Origin of the sequence: Actinacidiphila cocklensis, assembly GCF_907177275.1 — a bacterium.
Lineage (GTDB): Bacteria > Actinomycetota > Actinomycetes > Streptomycetales > Streptomycetaceae > Actinacidiphila > Actinacidiphila cocklensis.
Window position 1 is genome coordinate 15,265 of sequence record NZ_CAJSLV010000060.1, and the last position, 22,666, is coordinate 37,930.

The window sequence follows — 22,666 nt, forward strand, 5'->3', positions numbered from 1 at the left end:
GGCCCTCATCCGTGAGGTGGACATGAGGTCGAACTGGGCGCGGCTGAGCCCGGCCGACCGCAGCGGCGCGTCCTGCGCCTGCTGGGGGAGCGCGGCAGACCGGTTGAGCCGTCCGATGAGCTCCATCGGCGCGGTCCCGAGAGCGGGGTGCACGGCGTGCCACTGCCGGACCACCGTCATGACCCTGTCGTCGCCGACCGCGCGGCGCCCCTCCCCGGACCCGGCCTCCCGCCCCGGCCTCGACGACTCCGCCGACCTGCTCGCCGAACTCGTCCGGGAGACCGGACTCGACTGGCACCAGGAGCAGTGTGGGTGCCGATAAATCATCCGGCCTGGTCATGCGACATGTTGGTACTCGTGGAGTGTCCCGCCGAGTCGGTCTCGCCGACGGACCATAAGCCACCCGGCGCACGTGGGGCCGCTGATGCTCGTCGGTATGACCCGGGACCTGCCGGAGGACTACACGGACTGCGTACCGCACTGGATGCGGATGCTCGCCGAGGGCCGCGGCGACGAGATCGCCCGCGAGCTGGTGGACCGCTTCATGTCGCCGCCCGGCACCGGCACCGTACGGCGCCATGCGCCCGTGTCCCGGCTGCTGTACCGGCAGTTCGCGGAGCGCTCCACGGAAGAGGTCAGGAGGGACGTGGAGCACAACCGCCAGCTGCTGACCCACGACTGGTGCGTGCCCGAGCCGGTGCCGGCGGTCCCGGCACTCGTCTGACGGGGGTGCACGCCACGTCGACCCGACCCGAGATGGGCCTGGCCGCCGCGCGCTGCCTGAAAGGCGCCTGGTTCACCACGGTCAGGGAGGCCGACCACCTCCTGCCGGTGGAGCGCAGCGAGGAACGCGGCGACCTGGTCGCCCGGTCCCGCGACGAGGCCCACGCGTCGAACTGACGGGCACTCACGTTCAAGAGTTGGTAAACGCGCAGCTCGGCCGGGTCCGAAACGGTGTAGGTGCCGAGAACCACGTCCGCGCTGGTCCTGCGGCATGTTGGTACTCGTGGAGTATGCCTGTGGGGCTCGGAAAGTCGTCGCTGCAGGTCAGGCTGTGTAGCGGTATTCGTTGATGGCGCCGGCGAGGATGCGCGTGCGGAGGAGTCGGCTTCCTCCGAGGTTGTGCACGGTGGCGGGCTGTTGGTCGGTAGCGGGTGGTAGTTGGCTGCGGGCTCGGTGGGGGCGGTGCTCGTTGTAATGGCGCTCGTAGGTGGCCAGGACTTGTCGGGCGTGGGCTTCGTTCAGGATGAGGACGTGATCGAGTACCTCGCGCCGGATGGTGCCGATCACTCGTTCGCAGTGGGCGTTCATCCGAGGTGCCTGCGGTGCGCTCTTGAGGATCCCCATCTCCTCGGCCTCGAAGACGGCGTCGAAGGACTGCCCGTATTTGCCGTCGCGGTCGCGGAGGAGGATGCGCAGGGGCTCCGTTCGCGTGCCGAGGTCAGCGGTGAGGTTTCGTGCCTGTTGTACCGCCCACTCTCGTGTGGGATTGGTGGTGACGCCGGTGATGTGCAGGCGCCGGGTGCCGTGTTCGAGGAACGCCAGTGCGTACAGCCTGCGGCCGAGAGCGGTGTCGAGTGGAAGAAGTCGGCGGCGATGATGCCCTGGGCCTGGTTGGTGAGGAACTCCTTCCAGGATGGGCCGGTGCGTCGCGGTGCCGGGTCGATGCCCGCCGTGTGCAGGATCTCCCAGACCGTGGACGCGGCGATCGGATGGCCGAGGCGGGCCAGCTCGCCCTGGATCCGTCGGTGGCCCCACTGTGCGTTCTCGCGGGCGAGTTGCAGGATGAGCTTCTTGAGCGCTGCCTTGGTCGGCGGCCGTCCTGTGCGGGTGCGCTGGGCGCTGTAGTCCCATTTGATCGCGATGAACCTGCGATGCCAGGCCAGGAGCGTGCCGGGCGTGACCGGGAAGATCTCGGGCCAGCGGCCGACGGGGTATCAGGCTGGAGAGGGTGGCCAGCCAGAACCGGTCCGCGGGCTCGTAGCGGACCGGGCCGGCGATCTGACGGCGTAGTACCGCGTTCTCATGCCGGAGGACAAGCAGCTCCGCGTCCTTGGCGATGTCTCGGCGCAGCAGCACCCCAGGGATGGTCAACAGCTTGCGAGTTGCCCTGTACAGCAGTGAGACGATCACGCGGACATGGTCCCAGCCCAGGCCACTCCAGAGCTGCCACCTGCAGCGATGACTTTACGAGCCCCACAGGTGGCGGTGGGGAGGTGGACGGTGAACTCGTCCTCCACCGGCGGGTCCAGCTCTTGGGCGACGGAGCCGACTGACCGCGCGACGACAGGTTCCACCGGGGTACGGCCGGCGCGCAGGCGGTAGCCGGACGGGGCCCAGTACGCGTCCGGTCGGCGGCGTTCGGCGGGCGGGTTGCGGGGCCGGCGCCGTGCGTCTCCGTCTCGCCGTGGGAGAAGTCCGCAGCGCCGGGTTCGTCGCCGGCGTCCGCGGTCACCGGGGATGGCGGGCGCGTGGCCGGTCCGCCTACGATGTGCGCTTGCTGGAAGTGACGGTTGATCACACTGTATGGAGGCGGTCACATGCGAGGGAACCTGCGGCGGGCCCTGGTCGCGACGGTGGCTGGTGCCGTCACCATCGGGTCGATGATGGTGGCTGCCGCACCGGCGCCGGCTGCCGGTTATCGTGCGCCGGTGGCCTCATACAAGATCGCTGACCCGGGCGTCATCTATGCCGGCGGTCAGTGGGTGACACTGGCGACCGGGGCGTGGGACACGGCCCGCACGATCTCGACCGCGCCAGAGGCTGATGGGCCGTGGAGTCTGTCCAGCCACACGCTGCTGACGCGGCGTCCGGGCTGGGCGTCAAGCACCGACCACAGCGTGTGGGCGCCGTCGGAGGTCAAGATCGACGGCACCGACGGGACGAAGTACGTGGTGTTCTATGCGGCGGTGATCGCCGGCGAGACATCCAAGCGCTGTATCGGTTCGGGCGTCTCGACCAGCCCGACCGGTCCGTTCGTGCCGCGGGACACGCCGATCTCCTGCATCGCGGGGCACGGCGCCGCCGATCCCGAGCCCGGCACCATCAACGCTGACAGCACGATCGACCCGACCGCCAGCTACGTCACCATCGACGGGGAGAACAGGCTCTACCTGCTGTACAAGACCCAGCACACCGCGTACGTCGACTCCAGCGGCAACAAGCACTACTACTCGACGATCCGGATGGCGCGGGTCAACATCGACAGCTACGCGACTGAGGTGCTCGGCGACAGTCACCAACTCACCGAGCGCACCGACAACCCGATCGAGGAAAATCCGGTACTGGTGCAGCGCGGCGGCACATTCACGCTGTTCACGTCGGTCGGTGGTTACACCCTGTGCAGCTACCATACCGAATGGCGCCAGTCGACGAGTATTTGGAGCTGGCCCGCTACCGGCACCCCGCTGTCGTTCCCGTCCGGCACGAACACCTGTGGGACCGGCGACGCCCAGGTCGTTCCCGGCCTGCCGACCGACTCGTGGCGCATCTTCTTCTCCGGCCGCTACCCGGACTCCTCGTCCGACTTCATGCTGTATGTCGGCACCGTCACGTGGTCCAACGGTACTCCGGCGGTGTACTCGATCCTTTGACGGTGCCGTTTGAAAGACCCTTGCGCATCCTGCGCATGCCGATAACCTCATCCACCCTGGTCAGAGCCTACTTGCCGTGGCCTCCGTGCTGTCGGATGCCGAGGCTGACGCAGCGCTCTGGCGGGGATGACGATCACCCCGGCATGATGATTACTTGTGCTCTTGAAACTCGCCTACCTGGGCGTGTCGAACATGTTCGCGATGCTGCGCCTGCTGCCGATGAGTGACCGGGACAAGGACGTCGAAATCCTGGCGCTACGCCATCAGATCTCTGTGCTGGAGCGGCAGCTGACCGGGCAGCGGGCGCGGTTCACAGCAATTGATCGGGCGTGCCTGGCCGCGCTGCTGCACCACCTCCCGAAGGACGCGTTGCGCCGTATGCGGCTGCTGGTGCGGCCGGACACGGTCCTGCGCTGGCACCGGGACCTGGTCGCCCGCCAGCACGCCGCGCGATCCCGGCCCCACCGCGGAGGCCGACCACGCACCGTCTGCTCCATCCGAGGCCTGGTACTGCGCCTGGCCCGTGAGAACCCCAACTGGGGCTACCGGCGCGTGCACGGCGAACTGCTGGTACTCGGAGTGAAGGTAGCCGCCTCCACGGTCTGGGAAATCCTGAAGGACGCCGGTATCCCACCGGCACCGGAACGGTGTGGGTGCCGATAATTCGTCCGCGCAGGTCAGCAGCCTGCGGGCTGGTGACCTGGGTGCTGAGCGGATGGCATTGTTGAACGTGTTCAGCTATCAAGTTATGGATTGCTGAACGCGTTCCATTCTTGCCCTCTTTGTGCACCCATGCAGGTCGTTCGTAGGCTGCTGATCTGCGCGGATGAGTTATTGGCACTCGCAGGGCCAAAGTCCAGGTCTGATCCCGCCATCCGTGCGCCACCGGGCCCTTGTCCAGCTCCTTCTCCAGCACAGCGAACAGCGCGTCGCTCAGCTTGGGCAGCGACACCGACCCTGTCGAACGCAGCCCAGGCCGGCCCGCCTCCTGGCAGGCCCGCGGCCACCGTTGAAGCGAGCGCACGCTGCCCCGTAACTCCCTGGCGACTTCTGCAGTGGAGGCTCCCGCGGCGAACCGCTCGGCGGCCTCCAACCGAATCCGCTCACGAAACGCCTGCCGCTCGGGCGTCAGCCCGCCACCTTGCGGATACCTCATACAGACGGCATACCGCGACAATCACACACTGTCAGCCTGCCCCCAACGACATCCCAGCTACAAGCTCAGTAGAGGGGGACGGCGCCGGGCTCTTCGGCGGCGGACTGTCACAGGCCGTTTTGCCTCGCTCCCTCGGCTATGACAGATATGACATGTATGGTGGGAGTGTGACGACACGCGAAGAGGTCTACCGGCAACTGCGCGAGTATGCAGCGCACCTCACGCCTCCGCCGCCGTTCTCCGACCGGTTCGAGATCAGCGGCAACGCCATCGTCATGATGATGAGCCCCGCGGGCCGGCATGAACGCGCCGCCTGGATGCTGGCTCACCAGCTCCAGCCGCAGCTCCCCGACGGCGTCATCGCCCACACCGGCGGAGATGTGGAGGACGCCGCCCTGGGTATCCTGCGGCGCCCGGATCTGGTCGTGCTGCCCTTTGCCGCGACGGACACCGACGACGCTTTCCCGGCCGAGGCGGTCGAGATCGCGGTGGAGATCGTCTCCCCGTCGAATCCTGAGAACGACTACGAGGGCAAGATCCGCGACTACCCTGCGATGGGCATCCCTCATTACCTGATCATCGACCCCCGCAACGGGACCGCGCACCACCACTGGAGTGTGGTCACCAAGCACGGGAACCCCGCCTACGACAATCACGTCGCTTACGTCTTCGGGGACACGATCCCCGTGGGGGGCTTGATCATCGAGACAGCCGAGCTTCCCCGTTACGGCGGCGCAGGCGCGTGACCCCGGGCGAACTGGTCCGCCGCCGTCGTGAAGAGCTGGGCTGGTCGCAGTCCCGACTCGCCCAGGCCGCGGGCACCGGGCAGGCATTGATCTCCCGCATCGAGCAGGGCCGGGTCAGCCCGACCGTCCAGATGCTGACCCGACTGGCCGATGCGATGCACGCGCAACTCAGCCTTTCCTTCTCTCCCCGCTGAACACCGCACATGCTGTCGTGTCGGTCGCGTTTCTGTACCGTGAGGCGGGCGATCTTCGCTGGGTCGGCGAAAGGCGGCGGCAACCGGTGCAGAGGCCTCGCGTCGGCGATGCTCGGGGGCGGGCGATGCCCGTCGCGGAACTGTTCAGACTCGCGCGGGACATTGAGCGGGGTGGCGGTAATTCCAGATGTGGTTCCGGTCTGGTGGCTGGTCGTTCCCCGTGCCTACTCGGTGCCGTCGAACGGATGTCGGGGTTGTGTATTCCTGCCAACGGCGCGATGCCGGAATAGCGGAGCTGAAAGAGGAGGATCCCGTGACCTGTCGGGGACCGTCTGGGGACCACGCGGCGTACGCGTTTGTGAGCGCTTTTCGCGTAAGTGGTAGTAGTGCCCGGAGAGTTCGTCCCGTTTGACGGGGAAATCCTGTGCCGTTCGGAAACTCATCGCTGCTGGTGGTAGGCGTCTGGCGCGGGCGTCTGGCGCGGCATCACGGTTTGCTGGAACCTTGTCCGGGTGATCGTCTCGCTGGTGTACCGGGTGGTACGCAAGCTCCTCGCGGTCCCGGCGGTGCTGATGCGCCGGGACATGGCCAAGGAGGCGGAATTGCTGGTGTTGCGCCACGAGAACTCGGTGCTGCGCAGGCAGCTCACCGGTCCTGTGCGGTACAAGCCGGCGGATCGGCTATGGCTCGCGGCACTGTCCTCGCTGATCCCGCGGCGTCGATGGGCGCAGGTGTTCCCGGTGACGCCCGCGACGCTGTTGGCGTGGCACCGCAGACTGATCACCCGGAAGTGGGACTACAGCAAGCGCCGGACCAGGTCCGGCAGACCCTCGACGGCGGGAGCGGTAAAGGCTCTGGTGGTGCGGCTGGCCAAGGAGAATCCGAGGTGGGGCTGCCGTCGGATCCAGGGCGAACTGGCTCGGCTCGGGCATCCGGTCGGCTCGACGACGGTCTGGGAGATCCTGACGGCCGCCGGCATCGATCCGGCCCCCAGACGCAGCGGGCCGACGTGGCGTGAGTTCCTGACCGCGCAGGCCGAAGGCATCGTCGCCTGCGACTTCCTACACATCGACCTGGTCGACCTGCGCCGGGTGTACGCGCTGGTGTTCCTCGAGCACGGGACACGCAGGCTGCACATCGCCGGCGTAACCGCTCACCCCACGGGGGCGTGGACGACACAGCAGGCGAGAAATCCTGCCGTCGAATCGGGTGTGCGGGTCGAGTCGCTGCGCTTCCTGCTCCGCGACCGGGACGCGAAATACACCAAGCCCTTTGACCGGTCTTCGCAGCCGACAGCATCGAGGTCATGCAGACCGCGCCTCGGGCTCCCCGGATGAACGCGCACTGCGAACGGGTCATCGGCACCCTGCGCCGCGAGGCCCTCGACCACCTGCTGATAGGGAACGAGGCCCACGCCCGGCAAGTCCTCAATACCTACGCCCGGCACTACAACGGTCATCGCCCACACCAGGCCAGGGGCCAGCTCCCTCCGCTCGCCCGAGAACACACAGCGCCCATGACCGCTCCAACCCCTCACCGGCTCCTACGCACCCGAGTGCTCGGCGGCGTGATCAACGAGTACAGATACGCGGCCTGACCAGCAGCGACGAGTTTCCGAACGGCACAGGTCCCGCCAACGGTTGACAGGTGGCGTCAGGTTCCGAGGTCGCGCCGACGCGTGCTTCACGCGTGCGTTGAGCCGGACCGAAATCCGACTCGTCGTGCCCCGTCGGACTCCTCCCGCATTGCTCGGGTGTCATCTCCCTCGTGAGGGCGGCCCGAGGTGGGGGAGTCGTGGAGGCGGTGGGTCGCCGGTGGGTGGAGCGGGGTTCGAGGTGGGCCCGGCGGGGGTGCTGGGGGAGTGGAGGTTGGCGGTGCTCGTGTGGGTGTCGGTCGCCTCGTTCCCCGGGGAAGGGGGCTGGGCCAGTTCGTGCTGCCAGGTGGCGAAAGTCTGGCGGATGGCGCCGGCTTCGGCGGGGGTGAGGCGGTATGCGGCGAATTGCTTGTCGGTGTAGCGCTGGACGCGGGCGAGGGAGTCGGCGAACATGCGCTGGTCGAAGCCTGCGTCATTCTCGGCGGCGAGTTCCATGAGGCGGGCCCGGGTGTAGCCGGCTTTGATCAGGCCGTCGACGTCGATGGCGTCGCGGACTTCCGTGCGGCTGAACAGTGCGCTGGTCTTGCCGGCGGCCAGGTCGTCGGGATGCAGGACCGGTCCGAGGTCGGAGTCGTGGAGGAACTCAGCGACCAGTTCGACTTTCGTCCGCGTGCCGGTGGCCGGGTCGGTGACGGTCAGGCGCGTATAGGTCTCGACCTGCTGCGCCACGTCGACGCTGTAACTGGCGGCCTCGTACGCGGTGGCGACGCGTGTGGTGGCTTCGGGCATCTCCTGGCGGGCGCGTGCGAAGGGGGCGAAAAGGTCCACGTCCTCGCTGACGCGCTGCACGATGTGGTGGGCCTGGATGGCATAGCCGCCGGCGAGGGCGTATCCGTAGTCGTCCGCGAGTGCGTCCAGGGCGATGCGGATGAGGCGGTGGTGCTGTTCGTCCATTACGCGGCTGCCGCCGCTGAGCCGAGTGCGGGGAAGCGGGCAAGCCAGGCGGTCCGCGCCTCTACGGGGAGGAACAGGTGGGGCCACAGGCGCCACAGTGTCGGGCCGTGGAGGTAGGCGCGGAGGTCTTCAGGTGTCGGGGCTTCCCGGATGACGCGCTCGTACATCAGTACGAGATCGGCGTGGTCGCCCAGGTCGTAGGTGTAGTGCGGTCCCCAGTCGATGGAGCGGGGCAGCGTGAGCGTGCCGGTGGTCGGCCCGTCCAGTTCTGCGAGCGACTCCGGCAGGGTGTACGGCTTGGCCATCGCGTACCTGCTCATACTCACCAGCATGCCCGACGCAGATCGGCTGCGGTACCCGACCGGCTGTGAGGACCAGGGGGCGGGACGGTCTGCAGGAGACTGCGGATAACGGGCCGCCAGCCGCGCGGAGGAGGTGGCGTTGCGGTACGCCACCACTGCGGCCAGCGCCAGCCAGAACAGCAGCCCGGACCCCGCCGCGCCGGCGCCGGCGCAGCGAAGACCTCCGCGCCGATCATCGACCCCAGACCGATCACCACAGCGTCGAACACGCCCCACGGTGCTTCCGAAACCGGTCCGCCGCGTTCCCGCTGTGGGACCGGAGGTGGCCGGCGCAGGGCGCGGGCGACTGCGACTCCCTTTGCTTCGATCGCCAGGAGGTGGGGGTGACGCACGTGTGCCCGGTCCGACGGCTGTGTCGACATCCGGCTGCGGCGGAGATGGTGGGTGAGAGAGCTGATCGGCGTAGGGGGGTCATCCGTTGGGCTCTGTTGTCCCGCGGTGCACCCGGGCGGGGCCGGGTTCCGGCGAACTCTGATGCCATCGTGGTGGTACTTCGGTGGGTTGGCGTGCCCATGGGGTAGGTGCATCGGCCGGGAGGGGTCTGTCGCCGGGGCCGTTGGTGCTGATGGCGGTAGCGCGGGGGCGGAGGGGCCGGCCCGGCTGCTTCGAGTCGAGGGAGTTGGACCCGTGGGACTGATCAATGGCGTTCCGGCACACGTCCTGCTGGTGCATGCGATGGTGGTTCTGGTGCCGCTCACGGCGTTGGCGTTGGTGGTCTGTGCCGTGTGGCCGCAGATCATGCGTCGGTTCGGCGTGTTCCTGCCGGTGCTGGCGCTGGTCACGTTGATCGCGGTGCCCCTGACAACAGACTCCGGCGAGTGGCTGCAGGAGCGTGTCCCGGAGACCTCCCTGGTGGAACGGCATACGGGAATCGGGGACGAGCTCCTGCCCTGGACCGTGGGGCAGCTCGTCCTGGCGGCCGCCGTGTGGTTCGTCTACCGCGGAGCGGAGGCGACCGCCGCCTCGGTGCGGCGGTTCACCCACCGCAGGGCGGAGGCGACCGCCTCACCCGTGACCAGCTCTGTGCGGGGGTCGGCGCCGGCGGTGGGGACAAGGGTGCGGGTCGTGGCGGTGGTGCTGTCCGTGGCTGTGGCGGCCGGAGCGATCGTGCAGGTGTACCGCGTCGGCGATTCCGGTGCCAAGGCCACCTGGCAGGGCAGGATCTCCTCCACGTCGGGGCAGGGCTGAGCTTGCCGGTTCCTCCCGGTCGACAGCACGGAGGACAGTCCGGTGCTGCCCGGACCTGCTTGGGACCGGCGCACGAGTTCAAGCAGCAGCTGCGGTCCAGGTCCATCCCGTTCGTGATCATCGATCCGGCCGGCGACCCCGAGCCGGACGCGGTCGACGGCCGGATCACTGCCGGTTCTGCGGTGCTGGACGAGTCCGTGCTGACCGGTGAGTCCGCCCAGGCGGAGCGCGGCATGGACGACGCTGTGCGCAGTGGCGTCTTCAATGCTGGCGGCGCCTTCGAGCTCCGGGCGACCTCGACCGCCCGTGACAGCACCTACGCGGAGATCGTCAGGCTGGCGCAGAACGCCGGGGCGCAGCGCGCGCCAACGGTGCGGCTCGCGGAACGCTACGCGGCCTGGTTTCTCCCCCTGTCGGTAGGGATGGCCGGTCTGGCCTGGCTGCTGAGCGGATCGGCGGTCCGGGCCGTGGCCGTCCTCGTGGTGGCGACGCCCTGTCCTTTGCTGCTCGCCGCCCCGGTTGCCATCGTCTCCGGGCTATCCAGGGCGGCCCGCTAGGGTGTCATCGTCCGGGACGGCGGCGCCCTGGAGAGCTTGGGCAGGGCGCGCACGCTGGTGATGGACAAGACCGGCACACTCACCGCCGGACGGCCGCGGGTCACCGAGGTCGCCGCCGCTCCCGGCTGGTCCTCCTCCGAGGTGCTGAGGCTGGCCGCCTCGCTCGACCAGGTCTCGGCACATGTGCTGGCCGAAGCGATCGTTCGCGAAGCGCGCGTCCGGAACCTGGACCTTTCGATGCCGGCGGACGCCACGGAGGAGCCCGGCAGCGGAGCCTTCGGCACGGTGGACGGCCACCGGCTCGGCGTCGGAAAGCGGGGACCGGTCTCAGGGACACTTCCCGCCTGGGCGCGCGCGGTGGACAACCGCGCACTGCTCGACGGAGCAGCGGTTGCCTGGCTCACCAGTGACGGCTTGCTCGCCGGTGCCGTCCTGCTGCAGGACCCGCTGCGCCGCGACGCTCCGCGCACCGTGCGGCGCCTTCGCGCAGCAGGGCTGACCCGCCTCATGATGCTCACCGGCGACCGCGCCGAAGCGGCCCTCGAAGTCGGAGCGGTCCTGGGACTGGACGAGGTGAGGGCCGGACAGCTCCCCGCCGACAAGGTCGCAGCCGTACGGGAGGAGAGCGCCCGCGCGGTCACCGTGATGGTGGGCGACGGGGTGAACGACGCCCCCGCCTTGGCCGCCGCGGACATCGGTGTGGCCGTGGGCGCCCGCGGCTCCACCGCGACATCGGAGGCCGCCGACATCGTCCTCACCACCGACCGGGTGGACCGTCTCGCCGATGCCATGGAGATCGCGGTACGGGCGCGCCGCATCGCCGTGCAGAGCGCCGGCGGAGGGATGGCGATGTCCCTAGTCGCGATGATCGCCGCACTGCTCGGATGGCTGCCGCCGGCGGCAGGCGCGCTCCTGCAGGAGGGGATCGACGTCGCCGTCATCCTCAACGCACTGCGCGTTCTGCTGCCCGCGCCTGGGACCGGCCACTCCCTCGAGCCGGGGCCCAGGCCCTCATCGACCGCTTCGCCGTCGAGCACAACGACCTCAGGGACACCCTCGACGCGATGCGTGAAGCCGCCGCGACGCTGTCCGCCGACCACGGCCCGCAGGACCTGGCGGCCGTACGCCGGGTGGACCGCATGCTCACCGAGCGGCTGCTTCCGCACGAGTTCGCGGAGGAGCACCAGCTCTACCCTGCGCTGGAGAAGCGGTTGGGCAGCCCCGAGGTCACGGAGACCATGAGCCGCGCCCACACCGAGATCGAGCGCCTCGCGCGCCGCATCACCACCCACCTTCGCCTGGCGGACGGCACGGGGGCGCTGCAGCCGGAGCAGCTCGACGACCTGCGCGCAACCCTGTACGGGCTCCACACTCTCCTGCGCCTGCACTTCGCACAGGAGGAGGAGAGCTACTTCTCCCTCACACCGTGAAAGTCGCGCGCATACGGCGCGCTCAGCGCCGGGGCGCGGACCGTCGCGCCCCGCGGGCGGCGGAGGTCAGGCGCAGGGCCAGCACCGGGCAGGCCGCAGCCGCGCGGCGGGCGTGGTCGACCAGTACGGAAGGAATAGCGACGTCCCGTAGTACGGGGTAGCCCCATTCGTCCAGACCGATGCGCTCGGGCAGCAGTTCGGCGCACAGACCGTGGCCGTCGCAGGCGGCGAAATCGATGCTCAGTTCTTGTTCTCGGTTCATCGCCACTCCTTCTCCGTGGGCGGGCGGGCATCCGGCACGGAAAGCACCAGGGGGTCGTGGGCGTGGGCGCACGGTCCGTACCGGACGTGCTGGTGGACGTCGTCGGCGAAGACCTGGAAGGCGGAGGTAGCCAGGCGGGCGGCGCCGTCGGGGTGGCGGCAGGCGCCGCGGCCGGGGAGGAGCCCGAGCCGCCGGTTGAGCCGCTCCAGCAGGGCCGTCCCCAGGCGAGTTCGGCGAAGTCCTCGGCCACCGAGGGCACACCGAACATGCACGGGCCGCACTGCCGGGCGCTCTGCGATCCCAGGTACGCCAGCGCCGCAGCAGTCTCGGCCAGACCGCAGGTGTCTTCGGGCAGTGCCACCAGCACTCCCGCGCCCCGGGCCGGTGCCGCCGGGTCCAGCGGCACCGGAAGCCAGCTTCCGAAGAAGCCACCAGCCAGCACCGCACCGAGCCGGCGGGTGGGCCCGCCGCCCGCTGCCAGCGCCTGGCCGACAGGGCTGCCCATGGGCACCTCGTACACGCCAGGCGACCGAATGGCGCCGGACAGCGTCACGAGAGTCGTTCCCGGTGCTTGACGGCTGCCGAGCTCCCGGAACCAGTCCGGCCTGTAGCGGGCGATCAGCGGGACATGGGCCAGGGTCTCCACGTTGGCGATGAAGGTGGGACGCTTGCCGACCCTGCTCGGGCAAGGCCGAGGTAGATGGTGAAACCGGCAATGGCACCGAGCAAGGCGATCTGGGACGACGACATGGAGGTGCTCCGAGCGAAGGACGACGAGGGAACGGCAAAGCGGACCAGACCCTAAATCAGTGCAGCCTTACCTAACAAGCCCGGGTGGCCTCTGCGTCGGGCGACGTCCCCCTGCGAACCGCACCAGCCCGGACCTGTTGTTCCGCCACGCCTACGGACACGGCCGCAGCGCCGGTCAGTTCGTCCCGGGCCGGCCCTACTCCTTCAGGTCGGTGACGTCCGCCTGTGCCCCTCCCCGGGCGAGCGCCGACCGCTCACAGCCGGCCCGTCAGCCGGGATGCCCCGTCGAGGGCGAAACGCAGGAGGCCGCCGTCGTCGGGGGTGATGCGGCGGGCGGCGCCGTGCAGATAGAGGCCGCCGACCACGTGCGCCGTCTCGTCGCGGATGGGTACGGCGAGGGCGGCGCGGCCGACAAGGGCCTCCTGGTCCTCGTAGGCGTAGCCGGTCTGCAGTACGTGGTCCAGTTCGCGGTCGAGGACGCCGTGGTCGCGGATGGTGTGCTCGGTGACGGCCGGCAGGGCCGATGCGGGCCGCAGCCTCGGATGGTGGGCGAGCAGGAGCTTGCCGAGCGCATTGGCGTGCAGGAAGTGCCGGAGCAGGGCGATGCCGACGGCGTCGTGGTCGGGGTCCTGGTCGACGAAACGGAGCCGGCCGTCCGCGAACGAGGCGATGTGCAGGCCGAAGCGGGTGTGGCGCCGCAGGTCCTCGGCGACCTTGTGGACGGAGGACGACGGAGCCGATCCGTTGGCGGCGTACGCCAGTTCGGCGGTGCGACGGCCGAGCGCGAAGCCGGACAGGTCGGGCATCCGCACGAGGTAGCCGTCGGCCACCAGCAGGTTGAGCATCCGGTACGCGGTCGCGCTGGGTACCCCCGCGAAGGCGGCGATGTCCCGGGCCGAGGTGCCGGGACCGAGGTGGGCCACGGCCTCCAGCATGCTCAGCGCCTTCTGCACCGCCCCGGGCTGCTGGCCGCTGAAGCTCGCGTCGTCGTTGCCGGCCCGCCGCCGTATCGGTGTCACCCGGCTCTCTCCTCGCGGCAGTCGCCGGCGGGGCCGGCGACGATCCGGCGGCGCCCCTGGGCGTCGAGGACGAGCACGCCGGCGCCAGGGAGGATGTCCGCCGTCTCCACCGAGTCGAACGCGCCGATCTGGGTGAGGCTCGCCGGGCGCACCCGTCGCAGTACCGCATGCCAGAGGGCCCCGGACGAGGCGAGGAGCACCAGCGCGACGGGTGCGGCCCACTCACCGTGCAGTGCGCCCTCGGCGGCGATGACCGCGAGCAGACCCGCGCCCAGAGCACTGACGACCCCGCCGGCGACCAGCGTGGGGACCGTGTGCTCGCCGATCCTGCGCAGGAACCGGAGCGAGGCGTACGCCACCAACGTGTAAGCGACCACCAGAGCGGTCTCCACCACGCTGTTGAACATCCCGACGTCGTGCCTGCCGGCCGGACCGTACACGCCGGCCCCCACGAGACCGGTGGCCATGAAGACCGCGACGGCGGCATACGGGGTGCGCAGCCGGGCGTGGACCCGGGAGAGGAGGCCGGGCACCACGTGCTCCACACCCATCGAGTACAGCAGCCGCGAACCCGCCTGGGCGCAGCCCAGCGTGCAGGCGAGCCACGAACAGGCCATGCCGACGTCGAGGGCGGGAACCATCCACGGCGGCCCCCCGGACCGGGTTCCGCCGTAGTAGGCGTCTACCACGACCGTGCCGTGCCCGGTCAGGGCGGCGCACGCGGCGAACACGAACAGCACCCCGACCACGACCGGCGACACCAGGACGGCTCTGGTCACCGTGGAGAGCGGGCGCTTGGCCTCCGGCCCGAAGAACGCCGCGCTCTCGAAGCCCGCCATGGACAGCACGGTGAGCATGGCGAGCACGGGCAGCGGGCCAAGCGAGGTCGGGGACACCGGGGCGGCGCCGCCCGGGGAGCCGGCCGGCGTCACGATCATCAGGCCGCTGATCAGCACGAGGGAGCAGGTCTCGGTCACCAGGATGGCGCGCGCGGCATAGCGCGCTCCCCGCAGCGAGATCACGGCGACCACGAGGGCGAGCACCGCGCAGGTGGCCGTCCGGGCAGGCAGGCCTCCGGTGTGCGGCAACCGCAGGAGCGCGGCGATGCGCAGGACGGTCTCGGCTCCCTCGGCGAGCCCCGAGAGGAAGATGCCGAGGTATCCGGTGAGCAGCGCCGCACCGGTGGCCAGCGCGGCGCGGGCGCCCAGGCCCTGGCACACGAAGCTGTAGAGTGATCCGGCCGCCGCCAGCCGCTTGGTGAACTGGCTGATGCAGAAGGCCAGGACCACCACGACCGAGGTGGTGGTGGCGATGGTGGCCACCCCGCCGCCCCCGGGATGGTGGGTCGCCATCCACAGGGCGATGTACATCATCCCGGTGACCGGGGCGATGGTCGACAGGGACTGGGCCAGCAGGTCGATCGCGGGCAGCTGACGCCGGCCCAGCGCGCGCAGTGGACTGTAGACAGTGGTGTTGGGCTGGCCGGCGCCGCGTGCGCGGTCGATGGCGGCCCGGAGAGCTGCTGTCACCTCGGTCTTTCCCTTCTTCCCGATGCTGTATCGGGAAGGGAGCTTAGAACCGCCCGATTACGCGGCCATGACGGCAGGAAACTCAAGGCCGATCCTCAAGTGGGACCGCATCCGCGCCCGCCGGGCGTCTCGTCGGCGGTAATCGGCCACCATGTCCGACATGCGCCCGCGGCGCGGCCCCCGCGCCCCTCCCGCTTGCCGGGCCGCCGATTGTTTCGCCGTTGTCTCCGGCCCGTCACGCCGGCTCACCACGATGAACTCGGCGCCGACGGACACGGCGCCGCGTGACGCCGCCCCGCACCGGGCGCGGCGGCCACGTCAACGCAGCTCAGCAGGACAGGACGGGTGGACCGCGTGTTCTCCATGGCATGTTCCCTACTCGCATCCGTCGTGGGCGGCACGCTGCTCGTCGCCGGGGTGCCCAAACTGCGGGACCGCGAGGGGTTGTTGCGCGTCGTACGCGCTTACCAGGTGCTGCCGGCCGGCGCCGAACGGGTCGTCGCCCTGCTCCTTCCGTACGCGGAGATCGCGGTCGGCGCCCTGCTCGTCCTGGGCGTCGCCGTCCGGCCGGCCGCCGCGCTCGGCGGCCTGCTGTTCCTCGGCTTCTGCGCCGGGCTGACGGTCAACCTCCTGCGCGGCCGCCGCGAACTCGACTGCGGCTGCTTCGCGTTCGGCGTCAAGGACGCGGTGCCGCACATCGGCTGGTTCCACGCGCTGCGCGCGCTCGCCCTCGCCCTGGTAGCGGGGCTGACGGTGGCGACGTACCGGGGACCCGGTCTCGCGGGGCACGCGGTGGCCGTGGCGCTGGCCGCCCTGCTGCTCGCCATGGTGACCGCCGCTGCCCAGGTACGGCAGGTCGTCCATCCGGGGCGCCGTCCGGTCGACACACATCTGTCCCGCGCGGCCGGGGCGCTCCGCCAGGCGCCGGCCGGCCCCTCGCGCCGCTGAGATCCCGCCCCACCTGTACGCCGAGCCCCGCCGAGCCCCGGCGGGCCGTGGCCCGCGCGTCGCCCGCGTGCGTCCGCCTCCTCCGACGACAAGGACACCATGAACACGCTCCTGCTCACCGCGGTCGCCGTACTCGGGGCGGCCACCGCACTGCTGTTCCTCATGCTGCTGGCGCTCGCCCGGGAGATCGGGCGGGTGCAGGTCCGCCTCGGCCCGCTCGGCGCCCGGATGATGGACACCGGGCCCAGAGTCGACCAGGCCGGTCCCTCCTTCCGCGGCCTCACCGACCAGCTCGACCGCACGGTGGACATCGGCGGCCACCGTGCCAGGCCGCAGCTCCTCGTGTTCACCGCACCGTCCTGCTCCACCTGCAAAAGCCTGCTGCCGGGCATCCGCAGCATGGCCAGGGCGGAGAAGGAACTCGACGTCGTGCTGGTGTCCGACGGCACACCCGAGGAGCACCGGGAGTTCCTCGCGGGCAGCGGCATCGGCGCGGAGCTCGCCTACGTCGACGCCCGGGACGTGGGCATCGCCTACCAGGTGGGCACCACGCCGTACGCGGTGGTGCTCGACGAACACGGCAAGATCCGCGGCAAGGGCCTGTGCAACCACATGGCGCAGGTCGAGAGCCTGCTCAACGCCCTGGAGACCGGCACTCCGTCGCTCCAGCACCTGCACGCACAGGCCAAGGCCCAGGCGGACGCCGCCGCCTGACGGTCCCGCGGACACCGCCGGGACGACCTCGCCGGACATCGCCGGCACCCGCGGGGCGACATACCCGGACCCCATCCCCACCCCCTTCCCTCAGATTGGAGCGCTTCGGTGGAGCACCAGCAGGAGAGTCATGAGAACCGGTATCCGGTCGACCAACACACCGTGCAGGAACAGGCCGAGTGGCTGGCAGGCCGCGGCGGCAGCCTCGTCGGGCGCGCGGGCCGCCGCATGTCCGAACGTGTCTCGCGCCGCTCGGTCATCGGGCGGCTCGGCCGCTGGACGGTCGGCGCCACCGGCGTCGCCGTGATCGGCGCGCTACCGGTCACCCGTAGCACCGAGGCCGTCGCCGCCACGCCGAAGGCCGGCGGGGACCACGAGCCGGCGGCCCTCACCTACAAGGGCAAGGACCCCGCCGAGTGCGAGTACTGGCGCTGGTGCAACATGGACGGCGCCGCCTGCGCCGCCTGCGACGGCGGAGGTGTGACGACCTGCGCCCCGGGCAGCAAGCCGGGCGCCGAGTTCTGGGTCGGCTGCTGCACCAACCCGAAGGACGGCAAGACCTACCTGATCGCGTACTACGACTGCTGCGGCGCCCCCGGCTGCACCAACGCCTTCTGCGGTGACCCCGACGTCCAGGCCCGGATGTACAACCCTGCGGCCGGCAGCTACGACCAGGAGATCATCTGGTGCGTCTCCGACGAGTCGCAGTCCTACACCTGCACGCTGGCGCCGATCATCGGCGAGGACTGCCAGGTACGTCCCGCGGACCGTCCGAAGGTGGGTGCCGGCTCGTGAACCCGACCTCACGCACCCGACTGCGCGCTCTCCGCGTCGCTGCCCCGCCGCTCGCGCTGGCCCTCGCGCTGACCGCCTGCACCTCCTCCTCCCACGACGGCGACGCGACGAAGAAGACCGCGCCGCCCGAAGGCGTCGTCAGCTACCAGCCCCAGGCCTGGTCGCCCGCCGACTCCACCACCGCTCTCGGCAGCAAGGACGAGACGATCCCGTCGGTCATCCCCGAGAAGCTCCACGTCGGCGCGATCACCCCGATCACCAAGAACGACCTGGTCACCCTGCCGGGCGGCTTCGGCAGCCTGGAGGACGGACTCCAGGTCCTCGACCCGACCACCGGCGCGACGCATTCCCGGATCGTTGTCGGCCCGGGCATCTGGGAACCGGTCGTGCACGCTTTCATCGGCGCCAAGCCCTCCGACCCCGCGGTGCTCGCCGGCGAGGTGTGGCGGCCCCGCGGCTCCCGCGGCAAGGCCGACTTCACGGTGAGCACCTACGCGGGCGACCTCCTCAAGCCGGACGAGATCAAGCTCCCCGACTACGCCCGCCTGCACTCCCGTACGGGCTCCCACGCCGTCACCTCCGACGGCCGGTACTTCGTCTCCTGGGACGACGGCCTCTACGGCCTGCGCGTGATCGACCTGAAGGAGCACAAGGAGAGCGGCGCCCTCGCCCTGCGCGGCTGCGGTCCCTTCACCTGGACCGTCGGACACGACGTGTACAGCGTGTGCCAGGACACCCGGGAACTCGTCAGGATCAGCATCGACGCGCAGGGCAGGCCCAAGGTGGCGGGCCGCGCGAAGGTGCTTCCCGCCGACTTCACCGGCGCCCGCACCGTCGGCTGGGCCGCGGACGCCAAGCAGGGCCTGCTGATCGACGCGGGCGGTGACGTCTACCTGCCGGACTTCTCGCACGGCCTGCCCTCCGCCCCGCTGAAACCGGTCGGCAACGCGGGCCGCGCCGAGGGACGCTTCGCCGACAGCGTGATCAACTCCACGGCCGGCAGCGTCGCCGTCGCCTACACCGACTCCGCCGCCAATCCCGACTCGGCGCAGGCCGGCGACAAGTCCGAGGTCGTCCTGTACGCTGCCGCCGCCTTCCGCTCCATCACCGTCCTGCCGCTGAAGAAGCTCGGTGTGACCGGCATCGCGGCGATCGCCTACGGCTATGACGGCAAGACGCTGTACGTCGTCGGCGCGGGCGCCGAGAAGGAGGGCCGGCCCACCCAGAAGGTCGTCGGGGTCGACGCCGCGACCGGCCGTGTCGTGTCGTCGAAGACGATCCAGGGGGCTCTCGGCGACATCGGCGGCCTGATCACCCCGGAGGCGATCGGATGAGCGGCCCGCTGCCCGGCGAACAGCCCTTCGGCCGCCGCGAGGTGCTGCGGCTGGGCGCTCTCGCGGCGGGCACGGCCGGGCTCGGCGGCCTGGGGCTGCTCGCCGCGTGCAGCGGCGGTACGCACCAGGCGGCCCGGCGGTTCATCCTGCCCACCGACCCCGAGGTGCGCCGGGCCGAGGCCGCCCGCCACCGCAGCGGCCGCACAGCGTCCTTCGCCCTCACCGCCGGCGCCGCCACCGTCGACCTGGGCGGCCGGCGCGCCCACACCTGGACGTACGGGGGCGAGGCGGTCGCCCCCGAACTCCGGGTCGGCAAGGGCGACCGGGTCCGCGCCGCCGTCACCAACCGTCTGACGGAGCAGACCACCCTGCACTGGCACGGCATCCGCATCCGCAACGACATGGACGGCAACGCCCCCGTCACTCAGGCGGCGATCGCGGCGGGGGACGGCCGGTTCACGTACGACTTCACCGTGCCGGACCCGGGCACCTACTGGTACCACTCGCACAGCGGACTCCAGGCCGACCGGGGCCTGTTCGGCGCCCTCGTCGTGGAGGACCCCGACGACCGCAGTGGCGCCGACGCCGACGCGGTCCTCGTCCTCGACGACTGGCTGGACGGGCTGGGCACCACTCCGGACGCGGTCCTCGCCGCCCTCAACCCGGCGCTCGGGGGAGGCGGCACGGCGGGGATGGGGGGCATGGCGGGCATGGACCACTCCGGTTCCCCGTCCGCCTCGACCACCGGCGCGGGCACGGGCGGCGGCACCCCGGAGCAGCGGACCGCCGCCCGCCTGGTCGGCCAGGGGGAAGGCCGTTCGAAGGTGCTGGGCGGCATGACCCAGCACATCGCCTACCCGCTGCACCTGATCAACGGCCGCCCGCCGAACGACCCCAGGCCCATCCGGTGCAAGCCGGGCACCCGGTTGCGGCTGCGGATTGTCAACGCCGGCGCCGAGACCCCGTACCGTTTCGCCGTCGCCGGCCACGAGCTGACCGTCGTCGCCGTCGACGGGTACGACACGCAGCCGCAGAAGGCCGACGCCGTCCTGCTCGGCATGGCACAGCGCGTGGACGTCCTCGTCACCGTCCGCTCCGGAGCGTGGCCCGTCGTCGCCCGCGCCGAGGGCCGCCCGGGACACGCCGCCACCGTCCTGCGCACCACCGACGCCGCCCCGCAGCGGAAGCTGCCGGCCGACGTCCCGGAGCTCGACGGCCGCCTCGTGCTGGAGAGCGCGCTGCGCCCCGCCGCCTCCGTACGCCTGGACAAGCGGGCCCCGGACCGCTCCTACGAGGTCGAACTCCTCCGGGCCGAGGGCCGCTACCAGTGGGGCATCGCCGGCCGGGACGCGGGCGGCCTCGTCATGAAGACCGGCGAGCGCGTCCGCATCACCATGCGCAACACCTCCGGCATGTGGCACCCCATGCACACCCACGGCCACACCTTCGCGGTGCCCGCCTACGGCGGACTGCGTCGCGACACCGTCAACGTCCTGCCCGGTACCTCGCTCGCCGTCGAGTTCGACGCCGACAACCCCGGCGAGTGGATGTTCCACTGCCACAACGCCTACCACTTCGAAGCCGGCATGGCCGCGGACCTGCACTACATCCGCTGAAAGGAAACACCGTGAAAAAGCTGGTCCCCCTCGTGCTCGCCGTCGCCCTGGCACCCGTCCTCACCGCGTGCGGCAGCGACGCCAAGGCCCAGCCGGTGAACAAGGCACCGGTGATCGTGACGATCAAGAACATGGCCTTCAACCCGTCCCGCATCACCGTCGCCAAGGGCCAGACGGTCGAGTGGCGCTGGGACGACGGCGGCATGCCGCACGACGTGTCCGGTGACGGCGCCAACGCGAGCGTGCTGAAGAGCGAACTGCGCACCGCCGGCACCTACCGCCACACCTTCGACAAGACCGGCACCTTCACCTACCACTGCACCCCGCACCCGGCCATGACCGGCAGCGTCGTCGTCGAGAACTGAGCCGGCCGCCCCCGGCCGCGGCGCCGCCGCCCGCCTCGTCCCACCACCACCGCCCGACCCCGGAGGAACCATGACACAGACACTCACCCGGCCCGCCCCGGCTGCCGGGACCCGCGTCCGCGACGCGCTCGCCCACCCGCCGCTCACCGCGGACGTCCCCGACATCCGCCCGACGCTGCGGCGGGCCGTATCCGGCCGGACCCGCGCCGCCCTGCTGGCCGGCGCCGTCGCCGCCGGCGCGGCCACCGCTGCGTCGGACCCGGCCGGCGGCACCGCCCTCACCGCCGCCGCGACGGGCGCCGCCGCCCTGACGGCGCTGGCGGCGAACTGGTCCACCTGCGGCATGTCGGTGGCCGGCGTGGTCGCCGCGCCCAAGCAGCCGGGCCGCAAGGGCGCTTCCACCCCGTGGCGGCGGCTGGGCTGGCACGCTGTGGGCTCGGTCGCCACCGCCGTCCCCACCGGAGCGCTGCTCGGCCTCCTCGGCGCCCCGGTCACCGCGGCCGTTCCCGTCACCGTCCTGCTCCTCGTCTGGGCCGCGGCGGCCATCGCCTACGGGCTGCACGAGCTGGGGATGGTGCGGATGCCGACCCCCATGCGGCGCCGCCAACTGCCGCGCCACCTGCGCAAGACCACCGAACCCTGGAAGGTCTCCCTGCTCTTCGGAACGATGATCGGCCCCGGCTTCCTGATCTTCATCCGGTCCAGCGCCTACTACCTGCTCGTCCTCGGTGTCCTGGCATCCGGCTCGCCCGACCTCGGCGCCGCGCTGTTCACGCTGGTGGCGTTGGGCCGCTGCCTGCCCAGCCTGCTGGCCATCCTGCACAGCCGGCGCGGCGGCTCGATGCCCGGCTTCCTCTCGATGATGTGCGTGATGGACCGCCGGGTCCAGACTGTCACGGGCGCGGGGCTGGCCGCCCTGGCCGCCTTCGCGAGCCTCGCAACACTCTGATCCCGCAGGCGCTCCGGTCCGGGACGGCTGCCGCACCCACGGCAGCCGTCCCATCCGGCGACGAACCCGCGCGCCCGCGGCACCTCCTCATCCACAGACCGGGTGCCCCGCCCGGCCCACTCCGCCCGGGCCGGACGGCCTCCCGCCCGCTCGGCTCCACGATGAACCGAAACGTTCAACGCACCTGCTCTGACCTGGGCCAACCCCCCTCCGAGATGGCCTCCGGCATGCAGAAACCACCCTCAGCGATTCTCGCGGGGACGCGGTGATTCTCGCCCCCATGCGCCCTGGACGCGCCCCCGGTGGCGCCTCGGCGACCTCTCCTGTGCCCACCCGTCATCGCGAGCGATCGGTCCAGCCATGGACAGACCGTCGCGTACGGACATCGTCGAGGAGGGTTGCTGCAGCAGTCGCACGGGGGACGTGTCTCGCCTCGCCACCCGGCGCGCTTCCGAGTGTCGACGAACTCCCGGTAGGAAGCGCCGGAAGGGTTGCGCACCGGTGAAAGCGAACCGCTTGCCGAGCACCGACGATGTCCTGGACATCGAACTGCAGGCCCTGGAAGGCGCCGCGCCCGCCCGGCGCGACGTTCCCCTACGTGGCGCTGCCCA

Annotated in this window: 18 protein-coding genes and 7 pseudogenes; 16 read left to right on the plus strand and 9 right to left on the minus strand. The window is 70.9% G+C overall.

Annotation, left to right across the window (positions count from 1 at the left end):
- Nucleotides 1-17: 17 nt before the first annotated feature.
- Nucleotides 18-327 (minus strand): annotated as a pseudogene (locus NFU81_RS41320) (hypothetical protein); the annotation flags it as partial.
- Nucleotides 328-436: 109 nt separating this feature from the next.
- Here NFU81_RS41320 and NFU81_RS21110 point away from each other — a divergent pair.
- Both NFU81_RS21110 and NFU81_RS21115 read left to right on the plus strand, forming a co-directional pair.
- Nucleotides 437-724: a hypothetical protein gene (locus NFU81_RS21110; protein WP_251492216.1), complete on the plus strand. Its 288-nt coding sequence runs from the start codon at nt 437-439 to the stop codon at nt 722-724.
- A 5-nt stretch (nt 725-729) separates the two neighbouring features.
- Nucleotides 730-900, plus strand: coding sequence for a hypothetical protein (locus tag NFU81_RS21115; RefSeq protein WP_251492218.1), 171 nt, complete (start codon nt 730-732; stop codon nt 898-900).
- 147 nt (nt 901-1,047) lie between these two features.
- On the opposite strand, the pseudogene NFU81_RS21120 reads toward NFU81_RS21115, so the two are convergent.
- Nucleotides 1,048-2,133 (minus strand): annotated as a pseudogene (locus NFU81_RS21120) (integrase core domain-containing protein).
- Between the two features lie 407 nt (nt 2,134-2,540).
- Here NFU81_RS21120 and NFU81_RS21125 point away from each other — a divergent pair.
- Both NFU81_RS21125 and NFU81_RS21130 read left to right on the plus strand, forming a co-directional pair.
- Nucleotides 2,541-3,593 (plus strand): family 43 glycosylhydrolase, encoded by a 1,053-nt coding sequence (locus tag NFU81_RS21125; RefSeq protein ID WP_251492220.1) that lies wholly within the window; start codon nt 2,541-2,543, stop codon nt 3,591-3,593.
- A 156-nt stretch (nt 3,594-3,749) separates the two neighbouring features.
- Nucleotides 3,750-4,241, plus strand: a pseudogene (locus NFU81_RS21130) (integrase); the annotation flags it as partial.
- 199 nt (nt 4,242-4,440) lie between these two features.
- Here the strand turns inward: NFU81_RS21130 and NFU81_RS41325 are convergent.
- Nucleotides 4,441-4,749: pseudogene (locus NFU81_RS41325) on the minus strand (helix-turn-helix domain-containing protein); the annotation flags it as partial.
- A 167-nt stretch (nt 4,750-4,916) separates the two neighbouring features.
- On the opposite strand from NFU81_RS41325, the gene NFU81_RS21140 reads away from it, so the two are divergent.
- The 3 genes and pseudogenes from NFU81_RS21140 (at nt 4,917) to NFU81_RS21150 (ending at nt 7,286) form a co-directional block, all read left to right on the plus strand.
- Complete coding sequence (locus tag NFU81_RS21140) at nt 4,917-5,495, plus strand: Uma2 family endonuclease (protein WP_251492222.1); 579 nt, start codon at nt 4,917-4,919, stop codon at nt 5,493-5,495.
- Nucleotides 5,492-5,689 (plus strand): helix-turn-helix domain-containing protein, encoded by a 198-nt coding sequence (locus NFU81_RS21145; RefSeq protein ID WP_251492225.1) that lies wholly within the window; start codon nt 5,492-5,494, stop codon nt 5,687-5,689. Before NFU81_RS21140 ends, NFU81_RS21145 begins: the two co-directional genes overlap by 4 nt.
- A 512-nt stretch (nt 5,690-6,201) precedes the next feature.
- Nucleotides 6,202-7,286 (plus strand): annotated as a pseudogene (locus tag NFU81_RS21150) (integrase core domain-containing protein).
- Between the two features lie 159 nt (nt 7,287-7,445).
- Here NFU81_RS21150 and NFU81_RS21155 read toward each other — a convergent pair.
- The 3 genes and pseudogenes from NFU81_RS21155 to NFU81_RS21165 all read right to left on the minus strand — a co-directional run.
- Nucleotides 7,446-8,237 (minus strand): nucleotidyl transferase AbiEii/AbiGii toxin family protein, encoded by a 792-nt coding sequence (locus tag NFU81_RS21155; RefSeq protein ID WP_251492227.1) that lies wholly within the window; start codon nt 8,235-8,237, stop codon nt 7,446-7,448.
- Nucleotides 8,237-8,557, minus strand: a complete 321-nt coding sequence (locus tag NFU81_RS21160) for a hypothetical protein (protein WP_251492327.1) — start codon at nt 8,555-8,557, stop codon at nt 8,237-8,239. Before NFU81_RS21160 ends, NFU81_RS21155 begins: the two co-directional genes overlap by 1 nt.
- A gap of 78 nt (nt 8,558-8,635) precedes the next feature.
- Nucleotides 8,636-8,808: pseudogene (locus NFU81_RS21165) on the minus strand (amino acid permease); the annotation flags it as partial.
- Nucleotides 8,809-9,226: 418 nt separating this feature from the next.
- On the opposite strand from NFU81_RS21165, the gene NFU81_RS21170 reads away from it, so the two are divergent.
- The gene (locus NFU81_RS21170) at nt 9,227-9,787 is read left to right on the plus strand and encodes a DUF2231 domain-containing protein (RefSeq protein WP_251492229.1); all 561 of its coding nucleotides are present in this window, start codon (nt 9,227-9,229) and stop codon (nt 9,785-9,787) included.
- 131 nt (nt 9,788-9,918) lie between these two features.
- Nucleotides 9,919-11,774, plus strand: a pseudogene (locus NFU81_RS21175) (heavy metal translocating P-type ATPase); the annotation flags it as partial.
- Nucleotides 11,775-11,796: 22 nt separating this feature from the next.
- Here NFU81_RS21175 and NFU81_RS21180 read toward each other — a convergent pair.
- From NFU81_RS21180 to NFU81_RS21190, 3 genes are all read right to left on the minus strand, one after another.
- Nucleotides 11,797-12,036, minus strand: coding sequence for a ferredoxin (locus tag NFU81_RS21180; RefSeq protein WP_251492231.1), 240 nt, complete (start codon nt 12,034-12,036; stop codon nt 11,797-11,799).
- A 1,004-nt stretch (nt 12,037-13,040) separates the two neighbouring features.
- Nucleotides 13,041-13,805 carry an IclR family transcriptional regulator gene (locus tag NFU81_RS21185; protein ID WP_251492233.1) on the minus strand — a complete coding sequence of 255 codons (765 nt, stop codon included), beginning with the start codon at nt 13,803-13,805 and terminating at the stop codon, nt 13,041-13,043.
- On the minus strand, nt 13,802-15,334 hold the full coding sequence (locus tag NFU81_RS21190) for an APC family permease (RefSeq protein WP_251492235.1): 1,533 nt from the start codon (nt 15,332-15,334) through the stop codon (nt 13,802-13,804). The genes NFU81_RS21185 and NFU81_RS21190 overlap by 4 nt, the downstream gene beginning before the upstream one ends.
- A 363-nt stretch (nt 15,335-15,697) precedes the next feature.
- On the opposite strand from NFU81_RS21190, the gene NFU81_RS21195 reads away from it, so the two are divergent.
- The 7 genes from NFU81_RS21195 (at nt 15,698) to NFU81_RS21225 (ending at nt 22,055) form a co-directional block, all read left to right on the plus strand.
- Nucleotides 15,698-16,282 carry a MauE/DoxX family redox-associated membrane protein gene (locus tag NFU81_RS21195; protein WP_274038179.1) on the plus strand — a complete coding sequence of 195 codons (585 nt, stop codon included), beginning with the start codon at nt 15,698-15,700 and terminating at the stop codon, nt 16,280-16,282.
- Nucleotides 16,283-16,381: 99 nt separating this feature from the next.
- Nucleotides 16,382-16,996: a redoxin domain-containing protein gene (locus NFU81_RS21200; protein ID WP_251492239.1), complete on the plus strand. Its 615-nt coding sequence runs from the start codon at nt 16,382-16,384 to the stop codon at nt 16,994-16,996.
- 108 nt (nt 16,997-17,104) lie between these two features.
- Complete coding sequence (locus tag NFU81_RS21205) at nt 17,105-17,791, plus strand: methylamine dehydrogenase light chain (protein ID WP_251492241.1); 687 nt, start codon at nt 17,105-17,107, stop codon at nt 17,789-17,791.
- Complete coding sequence (locus NFU81_RS21210; RefSeq protein WP_251492243.1) at nt 17,788-19,125, plus strand: hypothetical protein; 1,338 nt, start codon at nt 17,788-17,790, stop codon at nt 19,123-19,125. Before NFU81_RS21205 ends, NFU81_RS21210 begins: the two co-directional genes overlap by 4 nt.
- Nucleotides 19,122-20,741, plus strand: a complete 1,620-nt coding sequence (locus NFU81_RS21215) for a multicopper oxidase family protein (RefSeq protein ID WP_251492245.1) — start codon at nt 19,122-19,124, stop codon at nt 20,739-20,741. The genes NFU81_RS21210 and NFU81_RS21215 overlap by 4 nt, the downstream gene beginning before the upstream one ends.
- A gap of 11 nt (nt 20,742-20,752) precedes the next feature.
- Entirely contained in the window at nt 20,753-21,106 is a 354-nt protein-coding gene (locus tag NFU81_RS21220) for a cupredoxin domain-containing protein (protein WP_251492247.1), read from the plus strand.
- 70 nt (nt 21,107-21,176) lie between these two features.
- Nucleotides 21,177-22,055, plus strand: a complete 879-nt coding sequence (locus NFU81_RS21225; protein ID WP_251492249.1) for a hypothetical protein — start codon at nt 21,177-21,179, stop codon at nt 22,053-22,055.
- The last annotated feature ends 611 nt before the right edge of the window (nt 22,056-22,666 follow it).